This window comes from Microbacterium ginsengiterrae (assembly GCF_014205075.1).
Classification (GTDB): Bacteria; Actinomycetota; Actinomycetes; order Actinomycetales; family Microbacteriaceae; genus Microbacterium; species Microbacterium ginsengiterrae.
Window position 1 is genome coordinate 1,052,637 of record NZ_JACHMU010000001.1, and the last position, 14,672, is coordinate 1,067,308.

The following is a 14,672-nucleotide window of genomic DNA, read 5'->3' on the forward strand; positions in this document are numbered from 1 at the left end:
GCCCGCTCACTTCCCGCCGGGAGGACCGATCAGGAGCAGGATCACGTAGAGGGCGACGACGGCGACGACGATCAGGACGACCAGCAGCGCAGCATGGTTCAGGAACCACCGCATGAGCCGGTCGTACCAGGTGCGGTCCTGCGGGTGCTCGCTCGCCTCCAGTCGCCACTCGCCGGTCAGACGCCCCGTGCGCTTCAGCCAGATCTCCATCGGGATGGTCGCGTACGGGACGATCGCACTGGCGACGGCGAGGATGCCGACGCCGATGGACCAGCGCTGGTTGAAGGCGACGAGGATCGCCGTCGCTCCGTAGGAGAGGAACACGAACCCGTGGATGGAGCCGCCGACGGTCACCAGTAGGGCGGGCGCGCCGACGGCGCGGGCGATGAGAGCGGCGATCAGTATGGTCCAGGTGATGGCCTCGGCGATCGCGAGCACTCGATAGAGGCTGTAGGGGGTGCGGAACATCCCGCTCCTTGTTCGGGTCACTCCTCCACCGTACGCGAACGCCGCGGAGCGATTCCCGGAATAGCCGGTCCTCGCGACCTGTTCGCACGGACATGAGTCTTGTCGTGACGCCGGCGCCGGAGCGCCGAGACCGTGCGGACGCGCTGGAGCGTCTCCTCGAGGAGCTCTCCGTCAGCATCCGCTCACAGCATCGAATCCTGGCCTCGGACGATCAGGCGATCGTGCTCGAACCCGGTGGCATCGCCTTGATCTACATGCTGTCGGGCGAGGCCCGCCTTCCCCGCGACGCCGGACTCCCGGATATCGTGAGCGCCGGGGACGCCGTGCTCACCTCGGGTCACCGCGCGATCAGCCTGCAGGTGCGGGCGGGCGCCGGCGTACTCGTGACCAATCTCGCCCTGAATGACGATGCCGCGCACCTGAACGACCTGCTGCCCGCCGCGGCGTGGGTCCGCCGGTTCGATGACCTCGAGCCGGGCGTCGCCGCCCTCGCCCATCACATGGGCATCCAGCCGACGACCGCGGCGAGCAGATACGGCGACCCCGTCATCTGCCGGATGATGGCGACGATGCTGCTGCAGGCCATGGTGCGCGCGTGGACGGTGGCGGGCTGCGCGCCGGAGGGCTGGCCCTCACGCACCGGCGACCCTTTCCTCGATCGCGTCGTCGCCGCCGTCCGTGACGACCCCGGCCATGCGTGGACCGTGGAGGAGATGGCCTCCGTCGCAGCACTGTCCCGCTCGGTGTTCGCCGAACGATTCCACGCCGTCATCGGGCGCTCCCCCGCCGGGTACGTGACGGAGGTGCGGATGGAGGCGGCCAAGCGGATGCTGGATGCTGGCCGCTCCGTCTCCGACACCTCACGCAGCCTGGGCTACGGCTCGGATGAGGGGTTCAGCCGGGCGTTCCGCCGGGCGACCGGTGCGCCACCGTCTCGGTGGCGCACCCGCCGGGAAGCCGTTCTCGTCTAGAGGTGCGCCGCCACCGCCACACGCGTGACACTCGCCGCGGCGAATTGGCACGCCGAAGCGCGGCAGCCGACGCAACCTCCCCCGATGCCGTAGCCCAACGACCGGTTAGTGCGGCCCTCAGGACAGTTCGAGCTCGACCGTCGCCATCTCGGCGCCGCCCGACGCACGGACCCTGGACACGCAGGGGCAGAGCTTCGACTTCGCATCCCGCTGGCGCTCGCTGTAGAAGACGTCGCGGTGGTCGATGTCCCCGTCGAGCCCCACCACCCGCGCTTCGCAGATGCCGCACTCGCCCTTGCGGCAGTCGAACATGGCGTCCGCGCCGGCGCCCTCGAGTGCTTCCAACAGCGTCTGGGTGGGTGAGACGACGCACTCGATCCCGCTCGCGGGAATCCGCACCAGGAAGGGCTCGGGCTGGAACCAGCCGCTGTTCCCGAATGTCTCGAACCTCAGGTTGGCTGGCGGCCTGCCAGCATCGTCCCATGCCCGCCGCACGGCGTCCATCAGCCGGATGGGGCCGCACATGTAGAGCTCGACATCGTCTTCGAGGGCGGCGACGAAAGCCCTCACGTCGATCGATGTCCCCTCGTCCCGCACATGCGCCTGCAACCGATCGCCGTGCTCGGCGGTCAGCGCGTCGAGATAGGCCATCTGCGTCCGGCTCCGGCCGCAGTACGCGATGCGGTAGTCCTTCCCCGTCGTGCGCGCGGCGGTCATCATCCCGCGCAGCGCGGTGATGCCGACCCCACCGGCCAGGAACGCGTAGCTGCGCCCGCCGTAGCTGAAGGGGAAGTCCTGCAGCGGGTGGGTAGCCTCGACCCGGTCGCCGGGGCGCAGCGCATGCATGACAGCCGCGCCACCGCGCGACACATCGCTGCGATGGATGCAGAGGGCGAAGGATCCGTCGTCGGCGACCTCGGCGATCGAATAGGAGCGAGTGGTCGGTTCCGCGCCGATGCGCATCCGGACCTCCACATGGGCACCGGGGTCGATGCGCTGCGGGTCGTCCGGCGCCAGTACGATCCGCCGGATCCGGTCGGTGACCGGCGCGCACTCGACGACAGTGGCGAACTGCCACGCGAGGGTGTGCGACGTCGCCATCTCAGCGGCCGCTCGCGGCGGCGAGTTGCCGCTCCGCCGGGGGCGGTGCGACGGCCGAACGACCTTCTGTCGCCAGCATCCGCTCCAGGAGCCGGCGGACCCACATGCCGCCGGCGTCGATGTTGAGGCTGTAGAACTCGTAGTCCGGATTGGCGTCGATGGCCTCCTGCTGTGCCTTGAGCATGCGCTCGTCCTCGCTGAAGACGCCGTGCACCCCGTTGCGCAGCTGGGTGGTGATGAGCTGGCTCTCCAGACGGTAGTTGCGCTGGAACGACCAGAAGTAATGGCAGGTCCGGTCCGTCTCCGGAGTGATCGTGTTCATCACGTACCCGTTGACGCCGTGCGACCGATCCCCCTCGCGCGCGCCCGTGCCCGCTGCGGCGACGCCGACATCGAGGCAGATCGTCGACGGGGACTCGAAGTGGATGATCTGCCAGCGGTCGACACGACCGGAGAAGCCGGGGAACTTGTCGCGCATGTTCTTGAGCCAGAAGGGCGGCGGCTCGATGTCCAGCATCCACCGTTCGACCGTGACGGTGCCGTCGGTGTGGGTCGTGACGAACTCCGATTCGCTGAGCTCCGCTTGACCGATGCTCGACGTGTGCACGAACTCCTCGTGCGTGAGGTCCATCAGGTTGTCGAGGACGAGCTGGTAGTTGCACTCCGCGTGGATGAGCTCGCCGTCGCCGGTCCACTCCGGATCGGTCATCTGGTGCATGTCGGGGATCGTCGACGGGTCTGCGAGCGCCGGTTCGCCCACCCACACCCACACGTACCGGTAGCGATCGACGACGGGAAAGGACGCCACCGTCGCGCTCGGGTTGATCGTCTCCTGGGCGGGCATGGCGGTGCATCGACCGGCGGGGTTGTACCGCAGGCCGTGATACGGGCACTGCAGGTCGTCACCGATGATCTTCCCCATCGACAGCGGCGCAAGCCGGTGCCAGCAGGCATCGGCGAGCGCGACCGGATCACCGCTCTCCGTCCGGTAGAGGGCCAGGGGGCGACCGGCCACCGTGCGCGCGAGCGGCTTACGGGTCACCTCGTGGTCCCATGCCGCGACGTACCAGGCGTTGCGCGGGTAGTCGAAGATCTTCGCCGTCGTGGTCTCAGCCATCGCCACTCCCTCGTGCCGTTGATTTACCTATGTCGATAGGTAAATTCATCGTATGGGGCGCCATCGTCGAGCGCAAGCATCCGCACCGGGCTGGTAACGTCCTCGAGATGACGGAGGTCGGATGTCACTGAGGTACGCGCTGCTCGCCCTGCTGCGGGTCGGCCCGCTCTCGGGATACGAGTTGCAGAAGCTCTTCGCCGAGTCCGTCGGGCACGTCTGGCACGCACCGGACTCGCAGATCTATCCCGAGTTGAAGCGCATGGAGTCCGACGGTCTCATCACCGGCGAGGAACAGACGCGCGGGCAGCGAGGACGGCGTCGCGTGTATCACGTCACCGACCGGGGCGGCGAAGACTTCTTCGCGTGGGCGAACGCCCCCATGGAGTACTCGCGTGTGCGGGACCCCGCCCACCTGCGCGCCGCCTATCTCGAATCGGCCTCTGACGACGCGGCGCGGGACTTCCTCACCGCCCATGCCCGCCATCACCGAGAACTGCTGCGACGTTGGCGCGATGAGATCGCCCGCATCCGCTCCGGCGAGCACCCGATGGTCCAGCGACGCCTCGCCGCGATCCCGGAGCAGGAGCGCGAACGCGCCGTGGCGTTCAAGGTCTTCGCCTACGAAGGCCTCGCGCAGCGCGCCGAGGCGGAGATCCGATGGGCGGAGCAGGGACTGCAGCTCCTCAACCGGCTCGCCGGGGAGGAAGCACCGGTCACCGCAGGGTGAGCTTCCCGCGCAGATCCGTCTTCGCACCTTGCCACTCGCCGCGGACGACTCAATCTCTGGCCGCTCCAGGATGAGCTGCCGGACTTCGTCGGGATAGATGTTCTCCGCGCCGAACCGCCTTCACGGCGTGAGCGCGGGCTCGAGGAACGCGGTCCGGCACCCTCAGCGCACGGTCGAGTGTGCGAGCGTGCGGTTCGAGAGCCCGAACAGCACCGCCCCGGCGACCAGGGCTGCGACGCCGATGCCGTAGGCGACCTCGACACCCACACCGTCCACCAGGAGCCCGCCGAGGCCGGCCGCGAGCATGATGGCTCCCTGGAACCCGACGACGACGAGGCTTCCGCCCGCCTCCAGCCGATCGGGCGTCCGGTGGCCGACCCAGGTGTTCACGACGATCAGCCACGAGGCGAAGAAGAAGCCCCACACGAACACGGCGGCGCCGACAGCCCACACCGAACCGGACAGCAGGATCGTCGCGGCGACGGTGACGGCGATCACGGCAGGCGCGAGCACCGCGAAGAATCGGAACGAACGATCGATGATCAGCCCGATGATGAGGTTGCCCGCGAGACCGCCGACACCGAAGATCGCCAACAGGACGATGATCGTCGGCGCATCGACCTCGGGCAGGCGTTCCAGGGCGAGGCGGATGTACGTGTACGCGAGGAAGTGACCGACGACGACCAGCACGTGCCCCACGAGGCCGAGCCCGACCCCTGGCCTGCGGATCGTGTCCGCGAGGAGGCGGAAGCTCGACACCTGCGCCGCGGGCACCCGCGGAAGGAGCAGGCGCAATGCGACCGACAGCAGGCCCGTGGCGATCCCGGCCACGGCGAACACCGCACGCCAGTCCATCGCCTCGCTGAGGATGACCCCGAGGGGCACTCCGGCGACGGTTGCCAGCGAACCACCCGCCGAGGTGAACATCACCGCGCGCCCGAGTCGCTCCGGCCCTGCGATCCGCACGGCGACCGTGATCGACATCGACCAGAAGGTGCTCAACGCCGCACCGAGCAGGAAGCGCGCGAGGAGGATGATGACGAGATTCGGCGCGATCGCGACGATGAGGTTGGACGCCGCGGCGGCGATCGCCATCCACACCAGCAGGGTGCGGCGGTCGAGCCGCGGGAACACGATGCCGACGGTGGGCGCCACGATGAACCCGACGAGCGCCGTCACCGTCACCGTCTGCCCGGCCTGCCCCGGCGTGATCCCGAGCCCGTCGGCCATCTCGGTGAGCATGCCGTTCGGGAGGAACTCCGCCGTGACGAGCAGGAAACTCAGCATCATCATGACGATGAGAGCGCCATACCTGATGCGCTCGGCGGGAGACGTGTCCGTGACGGGGATCGGCGCAGTCGTTGTCATGTTTCCACGTTCGCAGTCGCAAGGATGCCGCGCCCGATCGCCCGTCCGCCACATCCGACCATTCGTCCGCGCTCGGCCGGGCGTGTCGTGGCGCCAGGAACCAGAGGGATGACGCCAGACTTCGAGGATGAGCGCCTCTGCACCTTCATCACCCGGACCCGACTCCGGGCCCGCAGGGCGCGGTGGCGCCGAACCGGATGCGCGAAAGCGCGGCGTCCTCGCGTGGGCTCTGTGGGACTGGGGCTCGGCCGCGTTCAACGCCGTCGTCACCACCTTCGTGTTCAGCACCTTCCTCGCCAGTCAGCTGTTCGTTGATCCGGACATCGTCGCCGCCGCGAACGGTGACAAGAGGGATCCAGAACTCGTCGCAGCCCTCGCATCGAACGCGAGCCTCATCGGCTGGGCGCTGACGATCGCGGGGGTCCTCATCGCCGTGCTCGCTCCGGTGCTGGGGCAGCGGTCGGACGGTTCGGGGCGCCGCAAGCTGTGGTTGGGCATCAACACCGGTCTCGTCGTCCTGGCGATGGCAGCGATGGTGTTCGTGGTCGGGGCGCCGCAGTACCTCATCCTCGGGGCCACACTGCTCGCGGTCGGCAACGTCTTCTTCGAGTTCGCGAGTGTGAACTACAACGCCATGCTCGTACAGGTCTCCACCAAGGAGACGATGGGGCGGGTGTCCGGGTTCGGCTGGGGAATGGGCTACGTCGGCGGGATCGTGCTCCTCCTCATCCTGCTCGTCGGCTTCATCGGCCTGGCGTCGAATCCCGGTCCGCTCGGCGTCACGACCGACGGGGGTCTGCACATCCGACTCGCCGTCCTCGCCTCGGCCGTGTGGTTCGGAGTGTTCGCGATCCCCGTGCTGCTGCGGGTCCCGGAGATCCCGGCGCGCGAGCGCCAGAACAGGGTGGGCTTCTTCCGCTCGTACGCGATCCTGGGCGGGACGATCGCGAAGCTGTGGCGCGGCAACCGGCAGGTGCTGATGTTCCTGCTGGCGAGTGCGGTGTTCCGCGACGGCCTCGCCGGCGTCTTCACGTTCGGTGCGATCATCGCCGCCCAGGTGTTCGGATTCTCGAGCACCGAGGTGCTCTACTTCGCCGTCGGCGCGAACGTCGTCGCCGGCATCAGCACCATGCTCGCCGGACGTCTCGACGACGCCTTCGGCCCGAAGCGCGTGATCATGTTCTCGCTGATCGGGCTCGTCGTGGCCGGCACCGCCGTGCTCTTCATCGGGGACGGTCAGCTCGGCTTCTGGATCGCCGGCCTCATCCTGTGCATGTTCGTCGGGCCCGTGCAGTCGGCGAGCCGCTCCATGCTCGCGAGGATCACCCCTCCGGGTCGGGAGGGAGAGATCTTCGGCCTCTACGCCACGACCGGCCGGGCGGTCTCGTTCCTCGCACCAGGCCTGTTCGCGCTGTTCGTCGGCATCACCGGCGACACGCGGCTCGGCATTCTCGGGATCGTGCTCATCCTCCTCGCCGGCCTGCTGCTGATGCTGCCGGTCAAGGCGAAGCAGGCGGACATCGAGTAGGACCCGCCGCGCTCACCCCCAGTTGTCGGCGAGCTTGCTCAGCAGGCGGGCCAGTTCGCGGGCCTCTTCGTCCGTGAAGGACTCCAGCGCCTTCGACAGTGCCTGGCGCCGCTCGCCGCGCATGCCCTGCGCGATGCGCCGCCCCTCGTCGGTCAGGGCGATGCGAGTGCGGCGGGCGTCGGACGGATCCGCCTCCCGGACGACGAGCCCGCGCTGCACGCCCTGCTGGACCAACCGGGATGCACGCGGCTGATCGACGCCGATCGCCTCCCCCACCGCGCTGACGCTGAGGGGCTCGGATGCCGTCGCGAGGGCGTCGAGCATCCGGATCCATGCGGGGCCACCGAGCCGCGAACCAGGGCCCGGGCCGCCCATCCACGGCGGGGCGCCGAAGCCGCCGCGGTGACCGTGCGGCTGCCCGTGCTCACCGTGCGGACCGCCGTGCCCGTGTCCGTGCGGGCCATGCGCGTGCGCACCGCCCGGCATCCGCCGAGCGCGCAGACGGGACAGGGCGCGCGCGATGGCTTCGGCAGGGTCAGGAGTCTCGTTGCTCACACCGACGATTTTACATGCGATTTGACATGCTTCTACATCGCATGTCACACTACATATACATGCACAGTGACAAGTAAAGGACTTCCCCATGAACACCACACACGACACACATGACTCCACGCGCCCCTTCGGCTTCTGGCTCAAGGCCGTCGACCGGCTGATGGCTGCGGAGTTCGCAGCCGCCTTCGAATCGTTCGGTCTCACGCGTCGGGACTGGCGGCTGCTGAACCGCATCGACGAAACGGTGGCCGCAGACGGGCCCCGCCCCCTCTCCCCCCACAAGCTGCGCCGCCTTCTCGACATCGGTTGGGTGACGGATACCGATGGCACGTGGACCCTCACCGATGAGGGCCGCGACGGCAAGGAACGCCTCGCCGCCGTCGTCGACGGGATCCGCGCCAAGGTGACCGACGCGGTCCCTGCCGAAGATCTCGCGACGACGATGTCGACCCTCGAGCAGCTCACCCGCGCCTTCGGCTGGGAGGAGGGCACTCCTCTTCCGCGTGGACGCGGACGGGGGCACGGCCGGCCGCACGGCGCCCGTCGCCACGGATTCGGTCCCCGCTCGTTCGGTCATCACCCGCACGCGCACGGCTCCGACCAGGCGCACTGCGCCCACCCCGAGCAGGCCTTCGGGCCGCGCGGCCACGTGCACGCCCACCACGGCCGCGCACGTTTCGCGCAGGGCGCCTACGAGCGCGGCTTCGACGCGGGCTTCAGCCGGGGGCGAGCCGAGAACTGAGCTCGGCCTGCTGGCGCAGCGCCGTCGCTCCGATACGAGAAGTGGCCGTTTCGCACCCGCGGGACGGCCACTTCGTCGTTCTCAGCCGCCGAGTCCGAGGAACACCATGAGACCGACCGCGCCAAGGAACAGTACGGTGAGCCCGGCGTAGATGGCCACCGTCCAGCCGCGATAGCTGTTGCCGTCGGCGGACCCCGGCATCTCCTGCGAGGGGACGTCGATGTACGACACCGCCGGCGCGGTCGGCTGCTCGTTCTGCGCCCGCTGGGCCGCCCGGCTCACGGGGCGCGGGGTGTCGGGCGCTCCGGTTCCGACCGCGTCGTCGAAGACGGGCGGCGGCGGGATCATGGGCTCCGCCGCGACCTCGTCGGGCACTGGGAGATCGGCGGATGCGCCGCCGAAGGACGGCGGCTCCGGGACGTCGAAGTCCGGTACCGCCTGCTCCTCCGCCGTCAATCCGACGGCTGCCGCACCGGCATCCGTCGTCGGGGCCGGGGCTGCATCATCCGCCGGATGGCCTGGATCGTTCTCGGTGTCGTCGCCGGTCACGCCTCGATACTACGTGCGCGTGCGCCGCGAGTCACGGCCCGCGTCAGCCGCCGACCGATCCGGCGTCGATGACGCCGACATCCGTGCGGTGGAAGTTCTGGAAGGAACGGGATGCCGTCGGGCCACGCTGGCCCTGGTAACGGTTGCCGTAGGGACCGGAACCGTAGGGGTTCTCCGCCGCGGAGGTGAGGCGGAAGAAGCAGAGCTGCCCGATCTTCATCCCTGGCCACAGTTTGATCGGCAGCGTGGCGACGTTCGCGAGCTCGAGCGTCACGTGTCCGGTGAAACCGGGGTCGATGAAGCCGGCCGTGGAGTGCGTGATGAGGCCGAGCCGGCCGAGGGACGACTTGCCCTCGAGGCGCGCGGCGATGTCGTCGGCGAGGCTGACCTGCTCGAACGTCGCGCCAAGGGCGAACTCTCCCGGGTGCAGGATGAACGGTTCGTCGGGTTTCACCTCGATGAGACGCGTGAGCTCCGGCTGATCCTCCGCCGGGTCGATGAACGGGTACTTGTGGTTGTCGAACAGACGGAAGTACCGATCGAGGCGCACGTCGATGCTCGACGGCTGGATCATGTCCGGGTCATGCGGGCTCAGGCCGATCCGGCCGGCGGCGAGTTCTGCTCTGATGTCGCGATCGCTGAGAAGCACGGGATCAGCCTACGGCCAGACGGCGCCGATCCCTCGCCCGATGACGGCGAAGCCGAGAACGACCAGCAGCACGGTCATGATGACGTGATTCTCGCGGAGGAGCCAGGTGTGCAGCGCAGACAGCGGACCCTTCAGTCGGTCGGCGGCGATCAGATGCGCCAGTACCGGGATGAGCACGGTGGACGAGGCGAGCAGAGCGAAGATGACGATGACGATCGCGATGCGCCCCGGCGTCAGATCTCCCGTCCCGAGATCGACGGCGACACTCACCGTGAGGATCACGTTCTTCGGGTTGGCGATCGAGAGGACAAGGCCGAGTCGGATGCCGCCACCGAAGCCGCAGGAGTCGACCTTGGCCATCCACCCCGGCACCTCCGGCGCCTCCTCACCCCGAGGCCGCTTGCGCCACTGCTTCACCGCCAGCCACAGCAGCAGACCACCGAGCACCAATCTGATCGCCCCCTGCCACAGGTGCGGACCGTCACTCTCCTGGGAGGAGGGCAGGACCGAGGACAGCAGCATGAGGACGAGCAGGACCACCAGGATCCCGACCATCCATCCGATGAGGAAACCGGGTCCGCTGCGGCGCGCACGAGGACTCAGCAGGGTGAGGATGACGACGATGATCGGCACGGGGCTGATCGCGATGCCGATCATGAACGGCAGGATCTCGCCGATGATCGTACCCATCACGCCTCCGCTCCCGCTGTCGCGGCGCACCACCCCGGACACCGCACCGGCGCGACGGCAGCGAAGCATTTGTTATGCTTGCCGAGCGCCGCAAGGCCACGGGGCTGTAGTTCAATGGTAGAACTTCTGCTTCCCAAGCAGACAGCGCGGGTTCGATTCCCGTCAGCCCCTCCACATGGATTCCGGAGCCGATCCAGGCATTCGGAACTGATCCGGCACCGGATTCCGGCAGGTGCCGCTCGCATCCGCCCGTCGCATCACGACCGTCGCATCCACCCGATGCCCCGCGATTCGCCTCCCGGATACCCGCCACTCGTGCTGGGCGCAACCCCGGTTGCTCGAAGTCGGTCGACGACTAGCTTCGTCTCTGGACCGACTCACACGACGGCGGCGCCGGTACGCCGCGGGAAGGATGCCGGATGGTCTCCATCGGATATCACGCATCGCACGAGCAGCATCCACCGAGCGAGCTGCTCTCGGCAGTCCGGCTCGCGGAGGGGGTCGGCTTCGACGAGGTGATGTGCTCCGACCATCTCGCGCCGTGGACGACTGCCCAGGGGCACTCGGGGTTCGCATGGAGCTGGCTCGGTGCCGCCATGGCGCTCACCAGTATTCCGTTCGGGCTCGTCAACGCGCCCGGCCAGAGGTACCACCCGGTGGTGATCGCACAGGCCATCGCCACTCTCGCGGAGATGTTCCCTCAGCGGTTCTGGGTGGCGCTCGGCAGCGGAGAGAATCTCAACGAGCACGTGACGGGTGACCCGTGGCCGGAGAAGCCGGTGCGTCAGCGCCGCCTGCGTGAGAGCGTCGACGGGATCCGTGCCCTCCTGGACGGGCAGCGTGTCGACAGCGAGGGCCTCGTCCGCATCCATGACGCGCGCATATGGACGCTGCCCGAGCATCCCGTGCCGTTGATCGGCGCAGCCGTCAGCGCCGACACGGCGGCATGGGTCGCGGGCTGGTCGGACGGTCTGATCACCGTCGGGTGCCAGGAGCAGGAGACCGCAGAGGCCCTCCGACGGTATCGAGGCGCCGGCGGTCGCGGTCAGGCTCGCCTGCAGATCCACCTGAGTCTCCAGCCCAGCCGTCACGACGCGCTTGCCGTCGCGCGCGAGCAGTGGTCGCAGACCATGGCGCAGGACGTGACGATGTGGGATGTCGAGACTCCGGAGGGTTTCGAGGCGGCCATCGTGCCATCCGACGATGCGCTCGAAAAGGGAGTGCTGATCTCCGACGACCCGCGCGAGCTCGCGGACCGCATCGCGGCGGTCGCTCAGGGGTACGACCACATCTACTTGCATCATGTCGGGCTGGACCAGGCGGACTTCCTCGAACGCTGCGGAGCCGAACTGCTCCCCCGGCTCCGGAGCATCCTGTGACGAAGGCGCGGTTCGACGTCGACCCGTGGACGGTCAGCATCTCCGATGTTCGGCCGGAGAGCCTCGCCCACGAGGAGTCGGTGTTCGGACTGTCGAACGGTCATCTGGGCTGGCGAGGAAACCTCGATGAGGGCGACCCTCGTGGGGTGGCGGGAAGCTACCTCAACGGCGTCTTCGAAGAGCATCCGATGCCCTACGCCGAAGACGCATACGGGTACCCGGAGGTCGGGCAGAGCGTCATCAACGTGCAGAACGGCCAGATCATCCGGATGCTCGTCGACGACGAGCCGTTCGACATCGAGACGGGCGAGCTGTCCTCACATGATCGCCGGCTCGATCTGCGCGATGGCACCCTGCATCGGAGCTTCGAGTGGACCAGCCCCACCGGGCGCCGGGTCCGAGTGGAGTCCACCAGGGTCGTGTCGCTCAGCCGCCGTGCCATCGCCGCGGTCCGCTACAGCGTCGAGGCCGTGGAGCATGCGGTGGACATCACAGTGATCTCGGAGCTGCTGGCGAACGAGCCCGTGCCCGTCGAGCACGATGACCCTCGGGTGCAGGATCTGCTCACCCGCCCGCTCGTGACGGTGGAGACCGACGCGGTCGGCTCCCGGGCGACCCTGCTGCACCGCACCAGGCGCAGCGGTCTCGCCGTCGCCACGACCATGGATCACGAGGTCGACGCCCCTGGATATCGTCTCGTGACCGAAGCCGAGGACGATGGGGCGAGGACGACGATCCGTGCCCGACTCGATCCGGGCGAGCGCCTCGTGATCGTGAAGTATGTGGGACACGATTTCGAGGAGAGCAGGGCGTCGGCGACAGTGCGGGCACGAGCTGAGACGGCCGTGACTGCTGCCATGGCGGACGGCTGGGATCGGCTCCTCGCGGAGCAGAGGGAGGTACTCGACGACTACTGGCGCTGTGCCGACGTCATCGTGGAGGGCGAGCCTCGGTTGCAACAGGCCGTCCGCTACGCCCTGTTCCAGGTGTTCCAGTCGGCGGCACGCGCCGAACTGCGCTCTGTTCCCGGCAAGGGCCTCACCGGCGCCGGTTACGAAGGACACACGTTCTGGGACTTCGAGGCCTTCGTCCTCCCGGTGCTGACGTCGACGGCTCCGGATGCCGCACGGCAGGCGCTCCTTTGGCGACACTCGACCCTGCCGCACGCCCGAGATCGTGCAGCGCAGCTCCATCTCGCCGGAGCCGCTTTCGCATGGCGCACGATCGACGGCCGGGAGAGCTCGGGCTACTGGCCGGCGAGCACGGCGGCGTTCCACATCAACGCCGACATCGCCGCCGCCGTGCTTCACTATGTGCGGGCGACCGGTGACGTCGAGTTCGAGCGCGAGTACGGACTCGAGATCCTCGTCGAGACAGCCCGACTCTGGGTGTCGCTGGGGCGCCGGGATGCGGATGGCACCTTCCACATTGACGGGGTGACCGGCCCGGACGAGTACTCGGCCATCGCGAACGACAACGTCTTCACCAACCTGATGGCTCAGCTCAATCTGCGCGCCGCGGCCGACGCGGCGCGCAGACATCCGGAGCGGTGCGAGGATCTCGGCGTCGGCGCCGACGAGATCGACGAGTGGACGGCCACCGCCGCGGCCATGCACATCCCGTTCGATGCGGACCTCGGCATCCACCCCCAGTCCGCGGGCTACACGCAGCTCGAGCGATGGGACTTCGACGCGACCGGGATCGACCAGTACCTGCTTCACGACCATTTCCCGTACTTCGACCTGTATCGGAAGCAGGTGCTGAAGCAGGCCGACCTCGTACTCGCCATGCACTTCGCGCATGAGGCATTCACGCCGGAGCAGAAGATCCGGAACTTCGAGTACTACGAGGCGCTGACCGTCCGCGACTCCTCTCTGTCCGCCGCCCCTCAGGCCGTGATCGCCGCCGAGGTCCACCAGCTCGAACTGGCCTACGACTACCTCGCCGAGGTGGCCACGATCGACCTCGATGACGCCCACGGGAATACGCACGAGGGGCTTCACGTCGCCGCGCTCGCCGGCGTGTGGACCGTGATCGTCGCCGGGTTCGGCGGCATGCGCGACACGGCGGACGGATTGCGATTCGCTCCGCGCCTCCCACCCAGGCTCACACGGCTCGGATTCGGCATCCGCGTCCACGGAGAGACCCTTCGGCTGGACGTGTCGGCGTCCGAGACGACCTACCGATACAGCGGCGATGAGCCGCTGAAACTCCTGCACTTCGACCAGGCGATCACCGTGGGCACCGACGAAGTCACCGCGCAGACACCGTCGCCGCCCGTCCCGAGATCGCGGCCTCAACAGCCCAGGCACCGCGCTCCCCGCTCCGCGTTCGAAACCGATGGTTCGTGAGGGACGTGCGACTGAATGCTCTCCTCGCCTCTCACAGCCACCGGTAGAATCGCCGTCCATGCCCAACCGCAACGATGTCGAAGTCGATGCTGAGCACCTGTCCGTCCGCCCCCGGGGACTCGACGCGCTCTGGTGCTTCCGTCGTGAGATCACCCTGCCCATCGATGCGGTCGATTCGGTCGCACTCACACCCAAGAGCGACCTCAAGCGCGGCATCCGGACTCTGGGGACCGACGTCGGTTTCAAGATCTGCGGGACGTTCCGATCGCAGGGGGACGTGAACTTCTGGAACTACCGCGGCCCCGGCCCCGTCCTCGCGATCAGGCTGAGGCCGGGACTCGAGTTCACGCACCTGTACCTCTCGGTCGACCACCCGGAAGGTCTGCGCGACCGGATCGCGGCGGCTCTGACCGGCGCGTCGGATGCCGAATGAGACCAGCTCGTCAACCCCTTGGGCCCGCCGAGAGCGGACCATAG

15 protein-coding genes and 1 tRNA gene are annotated in these 14,672 nt (G+C 68.4%); 8 read left to right on the forward strand and 8 right to left on the reverse strand.

Going from position 1 to position 14,672, the window contains the following annotated elements; genetic code table 11:
- Window positions 1–6: 6 nt before the first annotated feature.
- Window positions 7–468 carry a DUF3817 domain-containing protein gene (locus HD600_RS05235; RefSeq protein ID WP_144793527.1) on the reverse strand — a complete coding sequence of 154 codons (462 nt, stop codon included), beginning with the start codon at window positions 466–468 and terminating at the stop codon, window positions 7–9.
- 92 nt (window positions 469–560) lie between these two features.
- On the opposite strand from HD600_RS05235, the gene HD600_RS05240 reads away from it, so the two are divergent.
- Entirely contained in the window at window positions 561–1,439 is an 879-nt protein-coding gene (locus tag HD600_RS05240; protein WP_184282030.1) for a helix-turn-helix transcriptional regulator, read from the forward strand.
- Between the two features lie 117 nt (window positions 1,440–1,556).
- Here the strand turns inward: HD600_RS05240 and HD600_RS05245 are convergent, their stop codons facing one another.
- Entirely contained in the window at window positions 1,557–2,540 is a 984-nt protein-coding gene (locus tag HD600_RS05245) for a PDR/VanB family oxidoreductase (RefSeq protein WP_184282032.1), read from the reverse strand.
- Window position 2,541: 1 nt separating this feature from the next.
- Window positions 2,542–3,657 (reverse strand): aromatic ring-hydroxylating dioxygenase subunit alpha, encoded by a 1,116-nt coding sequence (locus tag HD600_RS05250; protein ID WP_184282034.1) that lies wholly within the window; start codon window positions 3,655–3,657, stop codon window positions 2,542–2,544.
- A gap of 121 nt (window positions 3,658–3,778) precedes the next feature.
- On the opposite strand from HD600_RS05250, the gene HD600_RS05255 reads away from it, so the two are divergent.
- A complete protein-coding gene (locus HD600_RS05255) occupies window positions 3,779–4,384 on the forward strand; it encodes a PadR family transcriptional regulator (protein ID WP_184282036.1) in 606 nt (201 codons plus the stop codon).
- A gap of 162 nt (window positions 4,385–4,546) precedes the next feature.
- On the opposite strand, the gene HD600_RS05260 is transcribed toward HD600_RS05255, so the two are convergent.
- Entirely contained in the window at window positions 4,547–5,752 is a 1,206-nt protein-coding gene (locus tag HD600_RS05260; RefSeq protein WP_184282038.1) for an MFS transporter, read from the reverse strand.
- A 127-nt stretch (window positions 5,753–5,879) separates the two neighbouring features.
- Between HD600_RS05260 and HD600_RS05265 the strand changes: the two genes are divergently transcribed.
- Complete coding sequence (locus HD600_RS05265) at window positions 5,880–7,280, forward strand: MFS transporter (protein WP_184282040.1); 1,401 nt, start codon at window positions 5,880–5,882, stop codon at window positions 7,278–7,280.
- 12 nt (window positions 7,281–7,292) lie between these two features.
- On the opposite strand, the gene HD600_RS05270 is transcribed toward HD600_RS05265, so the two are convergent.
- The gene (locus HD600_RS05270; protein WP_338402149.1) at window positions 7,293–7,835 is read right to left on the reverse strand and encodes a MarR family winged helix-turn-helix transcriptional regulator; all 543 of its coding nucleotides are present in this window, start codon (window positions 7,833–7,835) and stop codon (window positions 7,293–7,295) included.
- An 88-nt stretch (window positions 7,836–7,923) separates the two neighbouring features.
- On the opposite strand from HD600_RS05270, the gene HD600_RS05275 reads away from it, so the two are divergent.
- Window positions 7,924–8,577, forward strand: a complete 654-nt coding sequence (locus HD600_RS05275; RefSeq protein ID WP_184282042.1) for a hypothetical protein — start codon at window positions 7,924–7,926, stop codon at window positions 8,575–8,577.
- 81 nt (window positions 8,578–8,658) lie between these two features.
- Here HD600_RS05275 and HD600_RS05280 read toward each other — a convergent pair whose 3' ends face one another.
- Genes HD600_RS05280 through HD600_RS05290 form a run of 3 tightly spaced genes read right to left on the reverse strand, consistent with a single transcriptional unit; the run spans window position 8,659 to window position 10,465 of the window.
- Window positions 8,659–9,126: a hypothetical protein gene (locus tag HD600_RS05280; protein ID WP_184282044.1), complete on the reverse strand. Its 468-nt coding sequence runs from the start codon at window positions 9,124–9,126 to the stop codon at window positions 8,659–8,661.
- A gap of 43 nt (window positions 9,127–9,169) precedes the next feature.
- Entirely contained in the window at window positions 9,170–9,775 is a 606-nt protein-coding gene (dcd, locus tag HD600_RS05285; RefSeq protein WP_184282046.1) for a dCTP deaminase, read from the reverse strand.
- A 9-nt stretch (window positions 9,776–9,784) separates the two neighbouring features.
- On the reverse strand, window positions 9,785–10,465 hold the full coding sequence (locus HD600_RS05290) for a GAP family protein (RefSeq protein WP_184282048.1): 681 nt from the start codon (window positions 10,463–10,465) through the stop codon (window positions 9,785–9,787).
- Window positions 10,466–10,565: 100 nt separating this feature from the next.
- On the opposite strand from HD600_RS05290, the gene HD600_RS05295 reads away from it, so the two are divergent.
- From HD600_RS05295 to HD600_RS05310, 4 genes are all read left to right on the forward strand, one after another.
- Window positions 10,566–10,639, forward strand: a tRNA-Gly gene (locus tag HD600_RS05295).
- Between the two features lie 245 nt (window positions 10,640–10,884).
- Window positions 10,885–11,844 (forward strand): TIGR03885 family FMN-dependent LLM class oxidoreductase, encoded by a 960-nt coding sequence (locus tag HD600_RS05300; protein WP_184282050.1) that lies wholly within the window; start codon window positions 10,885–10,887, stop codon window positions 11,842–11,844.
- On the forward strand, window positions 11,841–14,195 hold the full coding sequence (locus tag HD600_RS05305) for a glycoside hydrolase family 65 protein (RefSeq protein ID WP_184282052.1): 2,355 nt from the start codon (window positions 11,841–11,843) through the stop codon (window positions 14,193–14,195). The genes HD600_RS05300 and HD600_RS05305 overlap by 4 nt, the downstream gene beginning before the upstream one ends.
- 58 nt (window positions 14,196–14,253) lie before the next feature.
- Window positions 14,254–14,628, forward strand: coding sequence for a hypothetical protein (locus tag HD600_RS05310; protein WP_184282054.1), 375 nt, complete (start codon window positions 14,254–14,256; stop codon window positions 14,626–14,628).
- The last annotated feature ends 44 nt before the right edge of the window (window positions 14,629–14,672 follow it).